Raw genomic sequence first — 14,988 nt, 5'->3', positions numbered from 1 at the left:
ACAGCAATCAAATAAGTTTGGCTTAGCGGAATGCCAATAAACTTAGGAGAATTGTTTGTGAAACATGCAACCGCTAACACTTTCAAACCCGCCGGTATCAATGTTGAACCTTCTGACATTGTACCCTTGGAGGCCACCGAAACGTCTTCCCACAGGAAATCTCAGTCAACTGAGTCCTTAGGTACGTTAGCTATCCCTACTTTGTATTTGCGCTTTGCATTACCCATGGCATTGGCCATGATGCTCAGCGGCAGCTACAACTTAGTCGACTCTTATTTTATTTTGAAATACATCGGTGCCGATGCATTGGCTGGGGTGACGATTGCCTTCCCGTTACAAATGATGATTTTTGCTTTGGCCTGCATGATAGGAAATGGTACTGCGACCTTAGTAAGCCGATTTTTAGGGGCAAACGAGTTTGATAAGGCGAGTCAAATCGCGAACACTGGTTTTGCGTTAGCCCTAGCTTGCGGCCTGATAGTGACTATCTTGTCACTCGCCCAGCTTGATCATTTATTGGCGTTTATTGGGGTAAGCTCAACACTTGCCTTAGCTGCTACAGAGTATCTACAACCCATTCTCTGTTTTAGTCTATTCACTTTTTTGTTATCCCTTAGCGGCGATTTACTCAGAGCACAAGGCAAAGTCGTGATGATGCTGCTGGTTATCTTGTTGTCGGCAGTCATGAACATTCTGTTCGATACACTCTTTATTGCCGTATTGGAGATGGGCGTAAGTGGTGCGGCGTGGGCAACGGTGGCGGGCCAGTGTGTGAGTCTATTTATCGCTGTTGTCTATTTTGTCCCAAATAACCGCTTTGCTAGTAAACAGGTGCTTCATAAGCAAGCTACCCAGCCTATTTATTTTAGAATGGAGCAGATAAAGCTCAACCTCACTGAGATAAAAGCGATTCTTGGCTTGGGTAGCCCAATATTATTATCATATCTTGGGATTGCCTGTGTGATCTCATCGGTAAATCATATTTTAGTCAGTCATTTAGCCAATGTAGCGCCCAATACGCCAGCCGCGAATGAGGTCGCGTACATGATCAGCGCTTATGGTTTGATCGGACGCTTTAATATCTTTATCGCCCTGCCGCTCATGGCACTTACCAGCGCAGCGCAAACGATCAGTGCGTATAACTATGGGGCGATGGCATCTTCTCGGGTGTTAGCGTGTGCTAAATGGGGAATCGTCTTGACCTGCTGTTATCTGAGTGTAGTGACAATTATATTTATGGAGTTTCCTACCTCGGTTTTTGGTATTTTCACCGATGATCCCTCACTCATTGACGCTTGTATTAAGATTTCGAGTGTGACGTTTATCGCTTTACCTTTGGCGGGGATCACAGGTATTGCGATTGCTGTGTATCAAGGCACAAATCGCCCTAAGCTTGCATTGCTATTATCTGGGATAAAAATCTATGGTTTGTTACTGCCCCTGCTGGTTCTGTTACCTCAACTATCCTTTACAGATATTTCATTTATCACAGGTGCATTAAACATTAATATCATGCCAAACGCTTTGATTGAGTTATGGATGGCCTTTCCAATCGCGGACATTTTAGCTTGTCTCTTGAGTTTATTGATCATCAATATTTGGCCTTTCATTCACGTGCCGCGAGCAAATCGAGTCAGTCATGGAGGTAATGCAAAATGAAGTTAGCCAAGATGAAAGACTCAAGCGCCATCGCATTAAATGAAACCAAAGTTCGCGCTAAAAAACTGCTCAAAGCATGTCAGCAGGATGAGCCGTTAGCCAAGCAAAGAGTCGCGACCTTAATGGCGAAATTGGGCATATCACATTCAGATCTTCAGCTTAAGCATTGCCAACAAGTGATTACACGTGAGCTAGGTTTTATCGATTTTCATCATTGCCAGCGAGTCCTGTCGGGTCAAGCCACACTCGGGGATGATTGGGGAGGCTTATTCCACACTAAGCAATGCGACACATTACTCAATCATTGGTTTACTGGCTATTTAGCCGCGCGTGATTTTAATGCGCAAGCTGAAGACACATTGCTATTCCCCTACAAGAAGCAGTTTTGTGTGGTGGAGCGGCGAGATTACTGCAATGCGCTGAATTTGCCGATAATTTTTCAACCAGTGGATAATGCTGGCGAACCGACTATCCTGCGAGATCTGGTGAGCAGCTATGCTAATGCAGATTGGCATTCCTTTGCTCTTGCCATGATCCAACACAAACTCCCCAAAGTGTAATGATGGCTGAGATTGTCAGGCATCATGTTGAATGAGGAAATCTAGAGTTTAATAATACAAGCAAAGTCATCATTGCTGATGGCTTTGCTTGTGAAATATGGCTGAAACACTGCGTTTCGGATCAGAAACGCAAGGCTAAAATAGCTAAAATGCAAAAAGCCGCTAATTGCTTAGCGGCTTTTTGACTAAATATGGCGGAGGAGCAGGGATTTGAACCCTGGGTGGGCTATAAACCCACGCCGGTTTTCAAGACCGGTGCATTAAACCACTCTGCCACCCCTCCGAACGAGGCGCATAATATAAGTAAGTCTGTTGACTGTAAAGCACTAACTCTCAATTATGCGTCAATTGTTGCTATTACACTCAATCCGCTGGATTTTGCTTCACATCGGACATTATGCCTACCCGTGCGGGGTCTGGCTTAGTGAAATGTTTGGCAAAGTCGCCCCACTCTTGTTGACTCTTAAGTATATAGCCGACCACAACTAAAATAGCGCAACATAGGATACCCCAACCAATCGCCACTTCACCAAGACTTGCCCACATAGCGACTAAGCTTGATGCACCAAAGGCAATGCTGATCTGTAAGAAGTTCTGTAATCCTGCGGCCTTAGCGGCATTCTGACTAAACTGCTGTAGCGCGCTGTTCACGACTATTGGGTAAATAGCGCCATTAGCTGCGGCCAAAATCGAGAACGAAATAAGCAGTGGGAAAATCGTGCTCGCGGGATAAATCAGCGTGAACATGATGATCGAAATAACGCAGGCTGCGAAAACCGACAACAAGATATTGAGTGTTTGATGCCCGCCAATGCGTTTTATCAGTAACTTACTCGCATAACCACCGACAATAAACATGATGGTTTGCGGGATAAAACTTAACCCAATTTCAGTCGCTTGATAACCGTGCATTTCCATCACAATCGGCCACACAGTTAAATAGGCAAAGAAAGCACCGGAACAGGCACCGAAGATCACGACGTTGCCTAAATAGCGGGTGTTTTTCAAAATTTGCCCATAAGATACTGCAGCATGTTCACTGTGTTTATGTTGACTCTTGCCTGGAACAAAGTACAAGGTCATCAATACCAGCAGAAATGCGATAACACACAAGGAGATAAAGATTGCACGCCAGCCTAATTCGTTCAGAATATAAGCGCCAAGGATCGGTGCTAATGCAGGCGATAATGCGACCAATGGCATAATGTTGCTGAAAATACCTTGGGCTTTATCGGCATCATATTGTTCAACCACAATAGCTTGCCAAATAACCCCTGCACTACAGGCGCCAATGGCTTGGAAGAAGCGCGCGGTATTGAGCATTAATATAGAATCACTGTTGGCAATAAACACGCTAGCAATGGCAAATAAAACAAGGCCAAAGATCAGTGCCCAACGTTTGCCGATTTTATTGACTAACGGGCCGTAAAGCAGCTGACCTAAGGCAAGACCCGCAAGGAAACAGGTCAGTGACATTGCCACCTGCGATGGTGTGCTGTCAAATGAGCCTTCAATTGCTTTGAAAGCAGGCAAATACATGTCAGTGGCAATAAAGCCAAGCATGCTCAACATGGCTAAATAGAATAGAAACATAAAGAACTTTATGTTTACAAAGGTGTTACTAGACGTTTTCATAAAATAATCGGGTCAGATTGACTAAAGTGTGCAGTCTAAAGACTTGTTAAATTTATTGGAAACGTTTATTTTTGACTTGTGCTATCAATTATTTTCATTGGAATGGACGTCAGTTATGCTCTCAGAACAAGCGCTAGAACTCATTGATATTGTGGCTCGTGTAGGTAGTTTCACCGCGGCGGCGAATCGGCTACATAAAGTGCCCTCTGCCGTGAGCTACGCGGTCAAGCAAATAGAAGAAGAACTCGGCGTCATTCTTTTTGAACGGCATCATCGCAGTGTAACCTTAACACCAGCGGGTGAACATTTTGTGAAGCAAGCCAGAACCTTGCTCACGCAGATGGACGAGATGAAACGTGGCACTCAGCGCGTGGCAAATGGTTGGCAACCCACCTTGTCCATAGCCCTTGATAATATCGTCCGTGCCGACAGGATCAGCGTATTAATTGCTGACTTTTATCGACACTTCCATGATATTGAATTAATTATTCGCATTGAGGTCTTTAACGGGGTTTGGGAAGCGCTCGCCACGGGTCGCAGTGATATTGCTATTGGTGCGACAACCGCAATTCCAGTCGGTGGTGTTTACCAATATAAAGACATGGGGGATATTGAGTGGGCGTTTCTTGTTAGTAAAAATCATCCCTTGGCCAGTATTGACCGCCCATTAAGTGACGATGAGCTGCGCCCTTTTCCCTCGATTTGTTTAGAAGATACCTCTCGGGAAATTCCAAAACGTATGACTTGGTTGCTAGAGAATCAACGCAGGTTAGTCGTACCTGATTGGATCCGTGCCATTAACTGTTTCCGCGAAGGTTTAGGCGTCGGTTATATGCCAGTGCATTTAGCGAGCGTGTTTATTAAGGCGGGTGCGCTTGTTGAAAAACAACTGGAAAATCCAAAGCAGACAAGCCCTTGTTGCTTGGCGTGGAATGCTGACAAGATGTCGCCTGCACTCGCTTGGGTGCTGGAATATCTTGGCGATACTGAAAAATTGCACAAAGAGTGGCTGGCTTAAGCTTGGTTTAAACTCAATATGCTGATCTAGTCATTGAAATCAGCATTGAGTGTGATTGTGTACCGTCTGCTTATGTACAGACTAAATTTTTACCTTCATAGTGGATGAAGACGCAGATACAAGAATCTTATTTTTTTTGCTTTGCAGTTAAAGTTGAAATAAATAATTGAGTAAAATTTTGAAGATTAACAATTTGTTATTCATGGTTCTATGACTTTCACCCGTATCTCATGTACGGTATCATTGCACCAGTTAAGTTCATTTTAGGATTTTACGGGAACTTAGTGTGCTGTAAAAAATCAAAATGATCAGTTTGGAAATGTGTCAACGGAGATCAACATGACCCAAGAAACCTTATATTCGACGAGTGCGTCAACACTGGAAGTGAACAAACTTCTTAAAAACACTTATATGCTGTTATCGATGACATTGGCCTTCTCTGCCCTGTGTGCGGGTTTAGCAATGGCATTAAATATCAGTCCGTTAGTCTCCATTGGTTTATCGATTGGTGGCCTAGTACTGTTGTTTGTCACTTTACGTAAAGCCGAGTCTGCAGCGGGTATCTTCTGGGTGTTTGCCTTTACAGGTATGGAAGGTGCCTCACTGGGCTACATGCTCAATCACTACGCGGGTATGGCAAACGGTCCACAGCTGATCATGCAAGCACTGGGGTTAACGTCAGTGATTTTTGTTGCGTTATCAGCCTATGCCGTGACCACTAAGAAAGATTTCTCTTTCCTACGTGGATTCTTGTTCGCCGGCTTGATTGTGGTGATCGCCGCCGCTGTGATTAATATTTTTATGGGTAACAGTGTTGCCTTTATGGCAATTAACGCAGGCTTGGCGTTACTGATGACAGGTTTTATCCTGTTTGATACTAGCCGTATCGTCAATGGCGGCGAAACTAACTACATTCGCGCGACTATCTCATTATACCTAGACTTCTTAAACCTCTTCATCGCGCTGTTGCACCTGATGGGCATAGGCAATGATGACTAATCCTAGTTAGCGATTTTTAGCTTAACTTGCGTTAGAATGGCCCTACTTTTAGGGCCATTTTTATTTTAAATGAGCAAATTTATTATCCAAGTGAACGGGCCCGCTTATGGCACGTCGGCGAGTGTTAACGCCTTACGCTTCTCCCAAGCTGTACTTTTAGCTGGGCATCAGATTATCTGTGTGTTTTTTTATCAAGATGGCGTTTATAACTCCACAGATTTAAGCTTACCCGCCTCCGATGAAAATGATGTGATCAGTGACTGGAAACAGCTGGCGCAATCCCATCAGGTCCCGTTAGTCAATTGCGTTTCTGCAGCGCTACGTCGTGGCATTGTGAGTCAGCAAGATGCCTGCGAGAATGGCCTAAGCCACTGGAATGTGGGCGAGTCATTTATCATGGGCGGTTTAGGTGAGCTAATCACAGGTATTGAATCGGCCGATCGTTTGATCAGTTTTTAACTCTCAGGGCTACTATGAAAAAATTGTGTATTCTATTTCGCTGCTCGCCACATGGTACTGTTCGTGGCCGCGAAGGTTTAGATCTTGCCCTGCTTAGCGCTAGCTTCGAACAAGAAGTGAGTTTAGTGTTTGTGGATGAAGGTGTGTTGCATTTGATTAAAGATCAACAGCCTGAGCTTATCGGTGCTAAAGATTACATCTCCACCTTTAAAGCACTGCCGCTGTATGATATTGGCTCTGTGTTTGTCTGTAAGCAATCTTTAGCCGATTACGGCTTAAGCCATGGCTTACTGTCGATCCCAGTGACAGTGGTCAACGATGAAGCCATCGCAGCCCATTTAAACCAAGTGGATGAGGTCTTAGTATTCTAATGATTTTACATCATATTCAAACATCTCCCAGTCGAGATAGCGCGCTAAAACTTTGTTTACGTTACGCCTGTAAGGAAGATGCGATTTTATTATCGAGCGATGGCGTTAACGCGTTACTGCTGCGCCAGTGGGCAATGGCATTATCGCCCTTCAAGTTGATGGTCTTAAAAGACGATGTTATCGCACGTGGCCTATCCGAACGTTTAAAGAACGTGATGCTTATCGATTACAATGAGTTTGTGGCTCAATCATTACTCCATGACAAGGTGATAACGTGGTAAATCCATTGCAATTTAATGGCGCAGAAATCGCCCGTGACCATCAAGGTTATTTAAAAAATCTTAACGATTGGCAACCCGATATGGCCCTGTTGTTAGCGGCAGAAGAGCAAATTGTACTTACGCCAGCCCATTGGGAAGTGATTAACTTTGTTCGAGATTTCTATCTCGAATATAAAACTAGCCCTGCTATCCGTGTATTAGTTAAAGCCATTGGCCAAGCCTTAGGACTAGACAAAGGCAATTCTAAATACTTATATACCCTATTCCCGATTGGACCTGCGAAACAAGCAACGAAAATCGCTGGCCTGCCCAAACCAGCTAAGTGTATTTAATGGCAAAGGGTTAAGTCATCACGTAAACATGATACAAACAAAAAGGCATGTTTCCTTGGGAAACATGCCTTTCTTTTTACTTGAACAAAGTTGATAGGGTTATTTGACGTTTTCTAACACAACCCAGATGGCTTTGCCTACGGTGGCAAGCATTACAGCAAAAAATACTGCAATCACAGCGGTATAGGAAAGCCAACGGAGATAGCGCTGGCCTTTATCCATAGTATTATTTTGTGTTCCATTAGCCTATTTGAGTCAAACCGCCCATGTAAGGACGCAGAACTTCAGGGACTGTGATACTGCCATCAGCATTTTGATAGTTTTCTAAAATAGCCACTAAAGTACGACCTACAGCTAAACCTGAGCCGTTTAACGTATGCAATAGCGCAGGCTTATTATCTGCTTTCACGCGGTAACGTGCTTGCATACGACGGGCTTGGAAATCCTTCATGTTTGAGCAAGAAGAAATCTCACGATAGGTATTTTGTGCTGGTAACCAGACTTCGATATCGTAGGTTTTGCTTGAGCCAAAGCCCATATCGCCAGTACATAAAATCACTGTTCGATACGGTAAACCTAAACGCTGCAATACAGTTTCAGCATGACCTGTCAGCGCTTCAAGTGCCGCCATTGAATCTTCAGGCTTAACAATTTGCACCATTTCAACTTTATCGAATTGGTGCTGACGGATCAGACCACGGGTATCTTTGCCGTATGAGCCCGCTTCGCTGCGGAAACATGCAGTATGCGCTGTTAACTTTATTGGCAGCTCGTCTTCATCAACAATGCTATCGCGAACTAAGTTCGTTAATGGCACTTCTGCAGTTGGGATAAGGCTCAAACCTTGGCCTTCTTCAGTTGCAGGTTTAGTGTGGAATAAATCTTCACCAAACTTAGGTAGCTGGCCTGTGCCGAGTAAGCTTGCCTCGTTAACCAGTAATGGCACATAGGCTTCGGTATAACCGTGCTCTATGGTATGTAAGTCCAACATGAACTGACCAATGGCGCGGTTTAAGCGGGCGACTTGGCCTTTCATTACGATAAAACGTGAGCCAGTAATTTTAACGGCATTTTTAAAATCTAAGCCGTTTAGGCCTTCGCCTAAATCGATATGATCTTTAATCGGGAAATCAAAAGTGCGTGGCGTACCCCAACGTCTCACTTCAACGTTCTCTGTTTCATCGGCACCCATTGGTACTGATTCATCAGGCAGGTTAGGCATAGACATGGCAATGGCATTGACTTCTTCAAGTACGGCGGCCAGTTCAATCTTTTTGGCATCCAACTGTGAACCTAAATCGCCCACTTGCGCCATGATCGCGTCAACATCTTCACCACGGGCTTTAGCTTGGCCAATAGATTTGGAGATGGCATTACGCGACGCTTGTAATTCTTCGGTAGCCACTTGCAGTGACTTACGCTTTTCTTCTAATTGAATGAGATGAGCTATGTCTAAAATAAAGCCACGGGTAGCCAGTCGCTCAGCGGTAACTTCTAATTCGTTGCGCAAAAATTTAGGATCTAACATGTGATATATTCTTAATAGTTAAATGCGAGAAAAAACCAGTTGTTGACCTAAGTACACCATGAATAAACATAGACTTAGATTCAACACCACATTCAAAATCGCCTTCAGCCAATCCCCTTCTTGCATCAGCAACAAGGTTTCATTAGAGAAAGTCGAAAACGTTGTCAAAGCACCTAATAGACCGATACCTATAAGCGCTTTGAGTTCAGGGCTGATATGACTCATTTGCCCCAGAGCGTAAATTACGCCCATAAAAAATGAACCTATAACATTAACCAACAGTGTACCAAAAGGAAAACTGCTGCCAAATACTTGGATCATGAATATTGAAATAAGATAGCGTAAAACTGCTCCAATTGACCCGCCGAAAGCCACTAATAAGATGTTAGTCATATCTTTTGTTCTCACTGGCTTGATCTAACTGGGCTAATTGCGCCAATTTATCTTTGATCCGCTTCTCAAACCCTCGCTCAGTCGGAAAATAAAACTGTGCTGTTTGCAGGGATTCGGGGAAATAATTTTCACCACTGGCATAGGCATTGGCTTCATCGTGGGCATATCGATACCCTGCACCCATGCCGATGTCTTTCATTAATTGAGTCGGTGCATTGCGTAAATGGTGCGGTACTTCGACTTGCCCTGTTTCGCGAGCTAACTCACGCGCAGCCTTAAATGCGGTATACACAGCGTTGCTCTTAGGCGCGCTGGCAAGGTAAACAATGGCTTGTGCTATTGCTCGCTCACCTTCTGCGGGGCCAACACGGTGAAAACAATCCCAGGCATTCAGTGCGATTGTCATCGCCGCAGGATCGGCATTGCCCACATCTTCAGAGGCAATCGCCAGTAAGCGCCTTGCCACGTAAAGCGGATCGCCACCGCCTTCTAATATTCGACAAAACCAATACAACGCCGCATCGGGTGCTGAGCCGCGAATGGATTTATGCACTGCTGAAATAAGATCGTAAAACTGATCGCCGTTCTTATCAAAACCAGCAACTTGGTGCCCCGCCACTTGAATTAACATTTCAGTGGTAAAGGTGCCACCGTCGATGAGCATATCACTCATCAACTCAATAAGATTTAACGCTTTACGGGCATCACCATCACAAAGTTGTGCCAATGTTGTGAGCACATCGGTTGGCATTACAAATCGTCGTAGGCCTAAACCGCGCTCGTTATCGTTTAAGGCTTGAGTCACTATATGGGCGATTTCATCATGGCTTAAGCGCTTGATAAGATAGACCCTTGCCCGCGAGAGTAAGGCATTATTGATTTCAAAAGACGGATTTTCTGTGGTCGCGCCGATAAAGATCACTGTGCCATCTTCAATAAATGGCAGAAAAGCATCCTGTTGACTCTTATTGAATCGGTGGACTTCATCGACAAACAATAAGGTACGTTGGCCACGGGATTCTGCAACGGCTTTTGCTTGCTCAATCGCGGCGCGAATGTCCTTAACGCCAGAGGTGACCGCGGAAATGCGTTCAACGTGAGCATTTGAATAATGTGCGATTAATTCGGCTAAGGTTGTTTTACCTGTGCCCGGCGGTCCCCACAACATCATGGAATGGGCGCGCCCTGCTTCCAATGCTTTGCGTAGTGGTTGGCCCTCACCCAGTAAATGGGCTTGACCTATGTACTCGCCAATCGTTCTTGGCCGCATGCGCGCGGCCAAGGGACGAAAATCGGGCGCAAAATTAAACGATAAACTGCTCACGCGATAGCCTAATGCGCTGCTTTTCGACGTTGATCATCAACATCGACGCTGTCTGGGATCACAAAGGTGAACAAGGCTTTGTCTTTATTTGTGATGGCTTGCTGATTGCTTAAATCAAACAGGCTTAAATTACCTTTATCATCGGCAACATTAAAGTTGACTAACTGGGCATTTTTGAAACACACATTGACGGACAATATGCCCGAATCAATCGCCTTAGGTTTGATCTCATAGCAATCTTGTTTCTTGGACACTGAATACTGTGACCAAGTCGCATCGTCGCGGTGGACGAGCAATGCGATGGGAGATGCATTGATTGCTTCAGCAAAATCCATGATGACCACCTCCTCGGCGAAAGGATTGTAGATCCACAAATCTTTACCATCAGCGACAATCTGCGATTCATCGGGCTGGGTTAAATACCAATAAAATTGATTCGGATACGCTAAGGCAAAAATGCCAGACCCTGTTTGAATAACCTTTTTATTGACATCTGTTACGGTTTGTTTGAAATCGGCTTTTAGTGACGCGGTACCAATCAATTTTTCCCTGAGCTGCTGCGCATCATCGGCAAACACAGCCGCGCTAAATAGCAAAGGTGAAGCTAACAACACAGCGCATAATCGTTTTTTCATTTTATTCCTTACCCTGTAAACCCTTGGGTGTATCAAAGCTACGCCTTAGCGCGGCTTAATAATGTTTTGGTGCTGGCGGCGCTAAGACTTCACGGTTACCGTTGTGGCCTTGAGCAGAAACAATACCTTGTGCTTCCATCTGTTCAATAATGCGGGCTGCACGGTTATAACCAATCTTAAATTTACGCTGTACGCTTGAAATCGAGCCGCGACGAGTTTCAGTCACAAAGGCGACTGCTTCATCATATAACGGATCGTATTCTTCGTCTGATTCAGCGGTTTCACCAGGCAATAATACTTGTTCACCATCACTGGCACCGTTGAGGATTTCTTCGATATATTGCGGTTTGCCACGGGCGCACCAATCGGCAACGACACGGTGAACTTCATGATCATCAACGAACGCACCATGAACACGATTCGGTACCGCAGTACCCGGTGGCAAAAATAACATGTCACCCATACCAAGCAAGGTTTCGGCACCCTGTTGATCTAAAATGGTGCGCGAATCGATACGCGATGACACTTGGAACGCCATACGTGTGGGAATGTTGGCCTTAATCAAACCTGTGATCACATCCACTGAAGGTCTTTGGGTTGCAAGAATTAAATGTATGCCTGCGGCCCGCGCTTTTTGGGCAATACGGGCAATCAACTCTTCAACTTTTTTACCAACAATCATCATCATGTCAGCAAATTCATCGACAACGACAACAATCGATGGCAGCTTATCTAACGCAGGCGCTTCTGGCTCCATGCTGTCAGAAGACTTCCACATAGGATCTAAAATCACTTCGCCATTGGCCTTCGCCTCGGCAATTTTAGCGTTATAGCCCTTGATGTTACGTACGCCCATCATAGACATCAGCTTGTAGCGACGTTCCATCTCGCCGACACACCAACGCAGCGCATTGGCAGCTTCTTTCATGTCGGTAACTACCTCACATAGCAAATGCGGAATACCTTCATAGACAGACAATTCCAACATTTTGGGGTCGATCATGATAAAGCGTACATCTTCTGGGCCAGACTTATACAGTAAGCTGGTGATCATCACGTTTACACCCACAGACTTACCAGAGCCTGTAGTACCGGCTACCAATAAATGTGGCATTTTACCAAGATCAACAACAACAGGGTCACCAGCAATATCTTGGCCTAACACCATAGTTAAGTTGGATTTACTCTCAGTAAAGGCGGCACAATCTAACACATCGCGCATAAACACGGTTTCGCGAAATTTATTGGGCAATTCGAGTCCGACATAAGCCTTACCCGGAATAACTTCAACCACGCGCACACTTTCAGCCAGTAATGAACGAGCTAAATCCTTTGATAGATTAGAGATTTTTGACGCTTTAACGCCCGGCGCTAATTCTAATTCAAAGCGTGTGATCACAGGACCTGGATACACACCCACTACATTGGCGATGATGTTGAAATCGGCCAATTTAAGCTCAACAAGGCGAGCGACTTGATCCAATTCCTCTGGGCTGATCGGATTCTTCTTACGGTCAGGTATGTCGAGCAAGTTAATACTCGGCAGAGGATCCATCGGTTTTTTCGGTGCGGGTTTGTCTTCTTGTCCTGGCAATACCACAATGCCATCGACAATTTTAGCTTTTTGATCTTGCTTATTACGCTGCGCTTGATTCACTGCACCTGTTGACACTTTAGTATCAAAATCAATGACGTCATCATCGCTAAAACCGAGACTTTCATCGTCTTCATCTTCTGTAAATGCTTGACTGCTAAACACTGGCTCATTGTCATCATGATCGAATGAATGCGAATTAAAATCGGCACTGTCTTGCTCATCGGCATTTGAATGCTGAGGTTCAGCTAACCAAGGTGGCACTTCAAAATTGCCATGGGCGGCCAAATCATCATTATCGATTTGTGGCTCAACCCGTTGTGCACTCTTACTTTTACTGCCATTCAAGCTTAGAATTTTTGCAAGCGCCGATAGTTTGTTTTTTGGCGACGAATTATTCTCAGTTTCAGTAATAATACCTTCTGGTTCAATGACCATATCATCAGTGGCAGCATATAGCGTTGGGGTTATCTCAGCTCTACGACCAATATGACGCTCACGCACCTTAGGCTTTTCAACTATGGGGGGCTTTTCTAGCACATATTGGGATTCACGGCGCTGTTTAAACTTATCCACCACGGACATAAAACCACGGGTATCCTCGGTTTCATGCTCACGCTTCATCGCTTGCGGCAATAATTTTAACTTTTTATAAATCCAAATAGAGACTAAGCCGATTTTCTCGACCACAGTCAGCCAGCTAATCCCAGTCAACAGCGTAAAGCCTGAGCCCAAGAAACACAGCAGTAATAAGGTAGTGCCGAGTTTATTAAAATACGGCAACATGGCTTGACCGATCACATCACCCGCCACTCCGCCTGCCGAAAACTCGTAGATGTTGTTGGCATTCATGCTAGCCAAAGCAGAAAATCCCAGAATGATCAGTAAAAATCCAATCAATCTCAGGGCCACTGAAAAGTAATCAATTTCTAGTAAATGATGGGCACGTTTGAACAATAACCAACCCGTCGATGCGACAATGATTGGCATGATATAAGCCGTAACGCCGAAGAAATATAACAGAATATCGGCAATCCAAGCCCCTACTGCTCCGGTCCAGTTTTTAATATCGCCTTGAAAATGCGACTGACTCCAACCAGGATCAGACGGACTAAAACTCGTCAATGCGAGCAAAATATAAGTGGCGAGAACACAACAAATGATGAGTCCGCCTTCCAGCAGACGTTGCAGGCCAGTGAGCGTGCGTACACTATTTCCTTGAGACAAACGACGTAATCCATAAAAGTGAAAACAGGTGGGCTAACGATACCAGAATCCCACTAAATGTGGAGCACATTAGCCTGTTTTTCTATACAGAATTGGTCATGATTGGCAAAATTTGGTCTATTGAGGTGTTTTAGTGTGCTTTTGGGGAGGAATGAGTTATTACACAAACACTTCCGTTAACAAATTTGTTTAAAAATGCCACAAAAAGAAGCCCCTAAGTTAGCAAACTTAAGGGCAATACAAGGCTAATAGCAATAGGCGTTAAATGAGATGGATATATCGACGTTACTGATAAATAAGGGGCCTAAGCCCCTTATTGTAAAACCAAACAATCAGGGTAATTAGATATCTGAGAGTAGATGATTTATCGCTACACGACTGGTGTGCTTAACTTCTTCCATCACAACATAAGTACGCGTGTCGGAAACAGAAGGTAATTTCAATAAAGTTTCACCTAACAAGCGACGATAAGCCGACATATCTGAAACACGAGTTTTCAGTAAGTAGTCAAAATCGCCTGAAACCAGATGACATTCTTGAATATCATCGAGTAGTTGCACTGCACGGTTAAACTTATCAAACACTTCGGGAGTATCACGGCTTAATGTGATTTCCACGAATACCAGTAGGGATGCACCCAAGAAATGAGGATTCACCAATGCGGTATAGCCATTGATGTAACCTTGCTTTTCGAGACGTTTTACTCTTTCTAAACAAGGAGTTGGACTTAGTCCGACTCTTTTTGACAATTCCACATTTGAAATGCGGCCATCAAGTTGTAGTTCATTAAGAATGTTGCGATCGATGCGATCCAAGTCTTTTACAGGACTCTTTTTATTATATGCCATTTATTTAACCTTGCTTTATCACTAAAACAACATTTTATTCTACGTATGCCGAAAGTTCAGCAGCATAAACTGCGTCGCCGATACTATACTAGATATCCCTGAATTAATCACGTTCAGGTCACGAT

The 14,988-nt window shown here is 44.4% G+C and carries 16 protein-coding genes and 1 tRNA gene; 8 read left to right on the top strand and 9 right to left on the bottom strand.

Features of this window, described 5'->3' with window-relative positions:
• Positions 1-57 precede the first annotated feature (57 nt).
• Positions 58-1,659, top strand: coding sequence for an MATE family efflux transporter (locus tag L5M17_RS14895; protein ID WP_263148315.1), 1,602 nt, complete (start codon positions 58-60; stop codon positions 1,657-1,659).
• The gene (locus L5M17_RS14890) at positions 1,656-2,219 is read left to right on the top strand and encodes a hypothetical protein (RefSeq protein WP_263148313.1); all 564 of its coding nucleotides are present in this window, start codon (positions 1,656-1,658) and stop codon (positions 2,217-2,219) included. The genes L5M17_RS14895 and L5M17_RS14890 overlap by 4 nt, the downstream gene beginning before the upstream one ends.
• A 192-nt stretch (positions 2,220-2,411) precedes the next feature.
• Here the strand turns inward: L5M17_RS14890 and L5M17_RS14885 are convergent.
• Positions 2,412-2,502 (bottom strand) — tRNA-Ser (locus L5M17_RS14885).
• 80 nt (positions 2,503-2,582) lie between these two features.
• Positions 2,583-3,854 carry a purine nucleoside transporter PunC gene (punC, locus tag L5M17_RS14880; protein WP_263148311.1) on the bottom strand — a complete coding sequence of 424 codons (1,272 nt, stop codon included), beginning with the start codon at positions 3,852-3,854 and terminating at the stop codon, positions 2,583-2,585.
• Between the two features lie 115 nt (positions 3,855-3,969).
• On the opposite strand from punC, the gene punR reads away from it, so the two are divergent.
• From punR to L5M17_RS14850, 6 genes are all read left to right on the top strand, one after another.
• Entirely contained in the window at positions 3,970-4,872 is a 903-nt protein-coding gene (gene punR, locus L5M17_RS14875; protein ID WP_028759950.1) for a DNA-binding transcriptional activator PunR, read from the top strand.
• 339 nt (positions 4,873-5,211) lie between these two features.
• The gene (locus L5M17_RS14870) at positions 5,212-5,871 is read left to right on the top strand and encodes a Bax inhibitor-1/YccA family protein (protein ID WP_028759949.1); all 660 of its coding nucleotides are present in this window, start codon (positions 5,212-5,214) and stop codon (positions 5,869-5,871) included.
• A 69-nt stretch (positions 5,872-5,940) separates the two neighbouring features.
• Positions 5,941-6,330 (top strand): sulfurtransferase complex subunit TusD, encoded by a 390-nt coding sequence (tusD, locus tag L5M17_RS14865; RefSeq protein WP_131525568.1) that lies wholly within the window; start codon positions 5,941-5,943, stop codon positions 6,328-6,330.
• Between the two features lie 14 nt (positions 6,331-6,344).
• Positions 6,345-6,701 carry a sulfurtransferase complex subunit TusC gene (gene tusC, locus L5M17_RS14860; RefSeq protein ID WP_028759947.1) on the top strand — a complete coding sequence of 119 codons (357 nt, stop codon included), beginning with the start codon at positions 6,345-6,347 and terminating at the stop codon, positions 6,699-6,701.
• Positions 6,701-6,982: a sulfurtransferase complex subunit TusB gene (tusB, locus tag L5M17_RS14855; RefSeq protein ID WP_168827719.1), complete on the top strand. Its 282-nt coding sequence runs from the start codon at positions 6,701-6,703 to the stop codon at positions 6,980-6,982. Before tusC ends, tusB begins: the two co-directional genes overlap by 1 nt.
• Positions 6,976-7,314, top strand: a complete 339-nt coding sequence (locus tag L5M17_RS14850) for a TusE/DsrC/DsvC family sulfur relay protein (RefSeq protein WP_263148308.1) — start codon at positions 6,976-6,978, stop codon at positions 7,312-7,314. Before tusB ends, L5M17_RS14850 begins: the two co-directional genes overlap by 7 nt.
• A gap of 99 nt (positions 7,315-7,413) precedes the next feature.
• On the opposite strand, the gene L5M17_RS14845 is transcribed toward L5M17_RS14850, so the two are convergent.
• From L5M17_RS14845 to lrp, 7 genes are all read right to left on the bottom strand, one after another.
• Positions 7,414-7,536 carry a hypothetical protein gene (locus L5M17_RS14845; RefSeq protein ID WP_028759944.1) on the bottom strand — a complete coding sequence of 41 codons (123 nt, stop codon included), beginning with the start codon at positions 7,534-7,536 and terminating at the stop codon, positions 7,414-7,416.
• Between the two features lie 19 nt (positions 7,537-7,555).
• Positions 7,556-8,842: a serine--tRNA ligase gene (serS, locus tag L5M17_RS14840; RefSeq protein WP_263148304.1), complete on the bottom strand. Its 1,287-nt coding sequence runs from the start codon at positions 8,840-8,842 to the stop codon at positions 7,556-7,558.
• Positions 8,843-8,860: 18 nt separating this feature from the next.
• Positions 8,861-9,235: a fluoride efflux transporter CrcB gene (gene crcB, locus L5M17_RS14835; RefSeq protein ID WP_028759942.1), complete on the bottom strand. Its 375-nt coding sequence runs from the start codon at positions 9,233-9,235 to the stop codon at positions 8,861-8,863.
• On the bottom strand, positions 9,228-10,559 hold the full coding sequence (locus tag L5M17_RS14830) for a replication-associated recombination protein A (RefSeq protein ID WP_173244856.1): 1,332 nt from the start codon (positions 10,557-10,559) through the stop codon (positions 9,228-9,230). The genes crcB and L5M17_RS14830 overlap by 8 nt, the downstream gene beginning before the upstream one ends.
• 8 nt (positions 10,560-10,567) lie before the next feature.
• Complete coding sequence (gene lolA, locus L5M17_RS14825) at positions 10,568-11,194, bottom strand: outer membrane lipoprotein chaperone LolA (protein ID WP_263148302.1); 627 nt, start codon at positions 11,192-11,194, stop codon at positions 10,568-10,570.
• A gap of 55 nt (positions 11,195-11,249) precedes the next feature.
• The gene (locus L5M17_RS14820) at positions 11,250-14,015 is read right to left on the bottom strand and encodes a DNA translocase FtsK (RefSeq protein WP_173496918.1); all 2,766 of its coding nucleotides are present in this window, start codon (positions 14,013-14,015) and stop codon (positions 11,250-11,252) included.
• 341 nt (positions 14,016-14,356) lie between these two features.
• A complete protein-coding gene (lrp, locus tag L5M17_RS14815; RefSeq protein WP_006081649.1) occupies positions 14,357-14,863 on the bottom strand; it encodes a leucine-responsive transcriptional regulator Lrp in 507 nt (168 codons plus the stop codon).
• Positions 14,864-14,988: the final 125 nt, after the last annotated feature.

The organism is Shewanella sp. SW24 (assembly GCF_025653395.1).
Taxonomy (GTDB): Bacteria; Pseudomonadota; Gammaproteobacteria; order Enterobacterales; family Shewanellaceae; genus Shewanella; species Shewanella oncorhynchi.
This window is presented reverse-complemented; position numbering and strand designations above follow the sequence as displayed.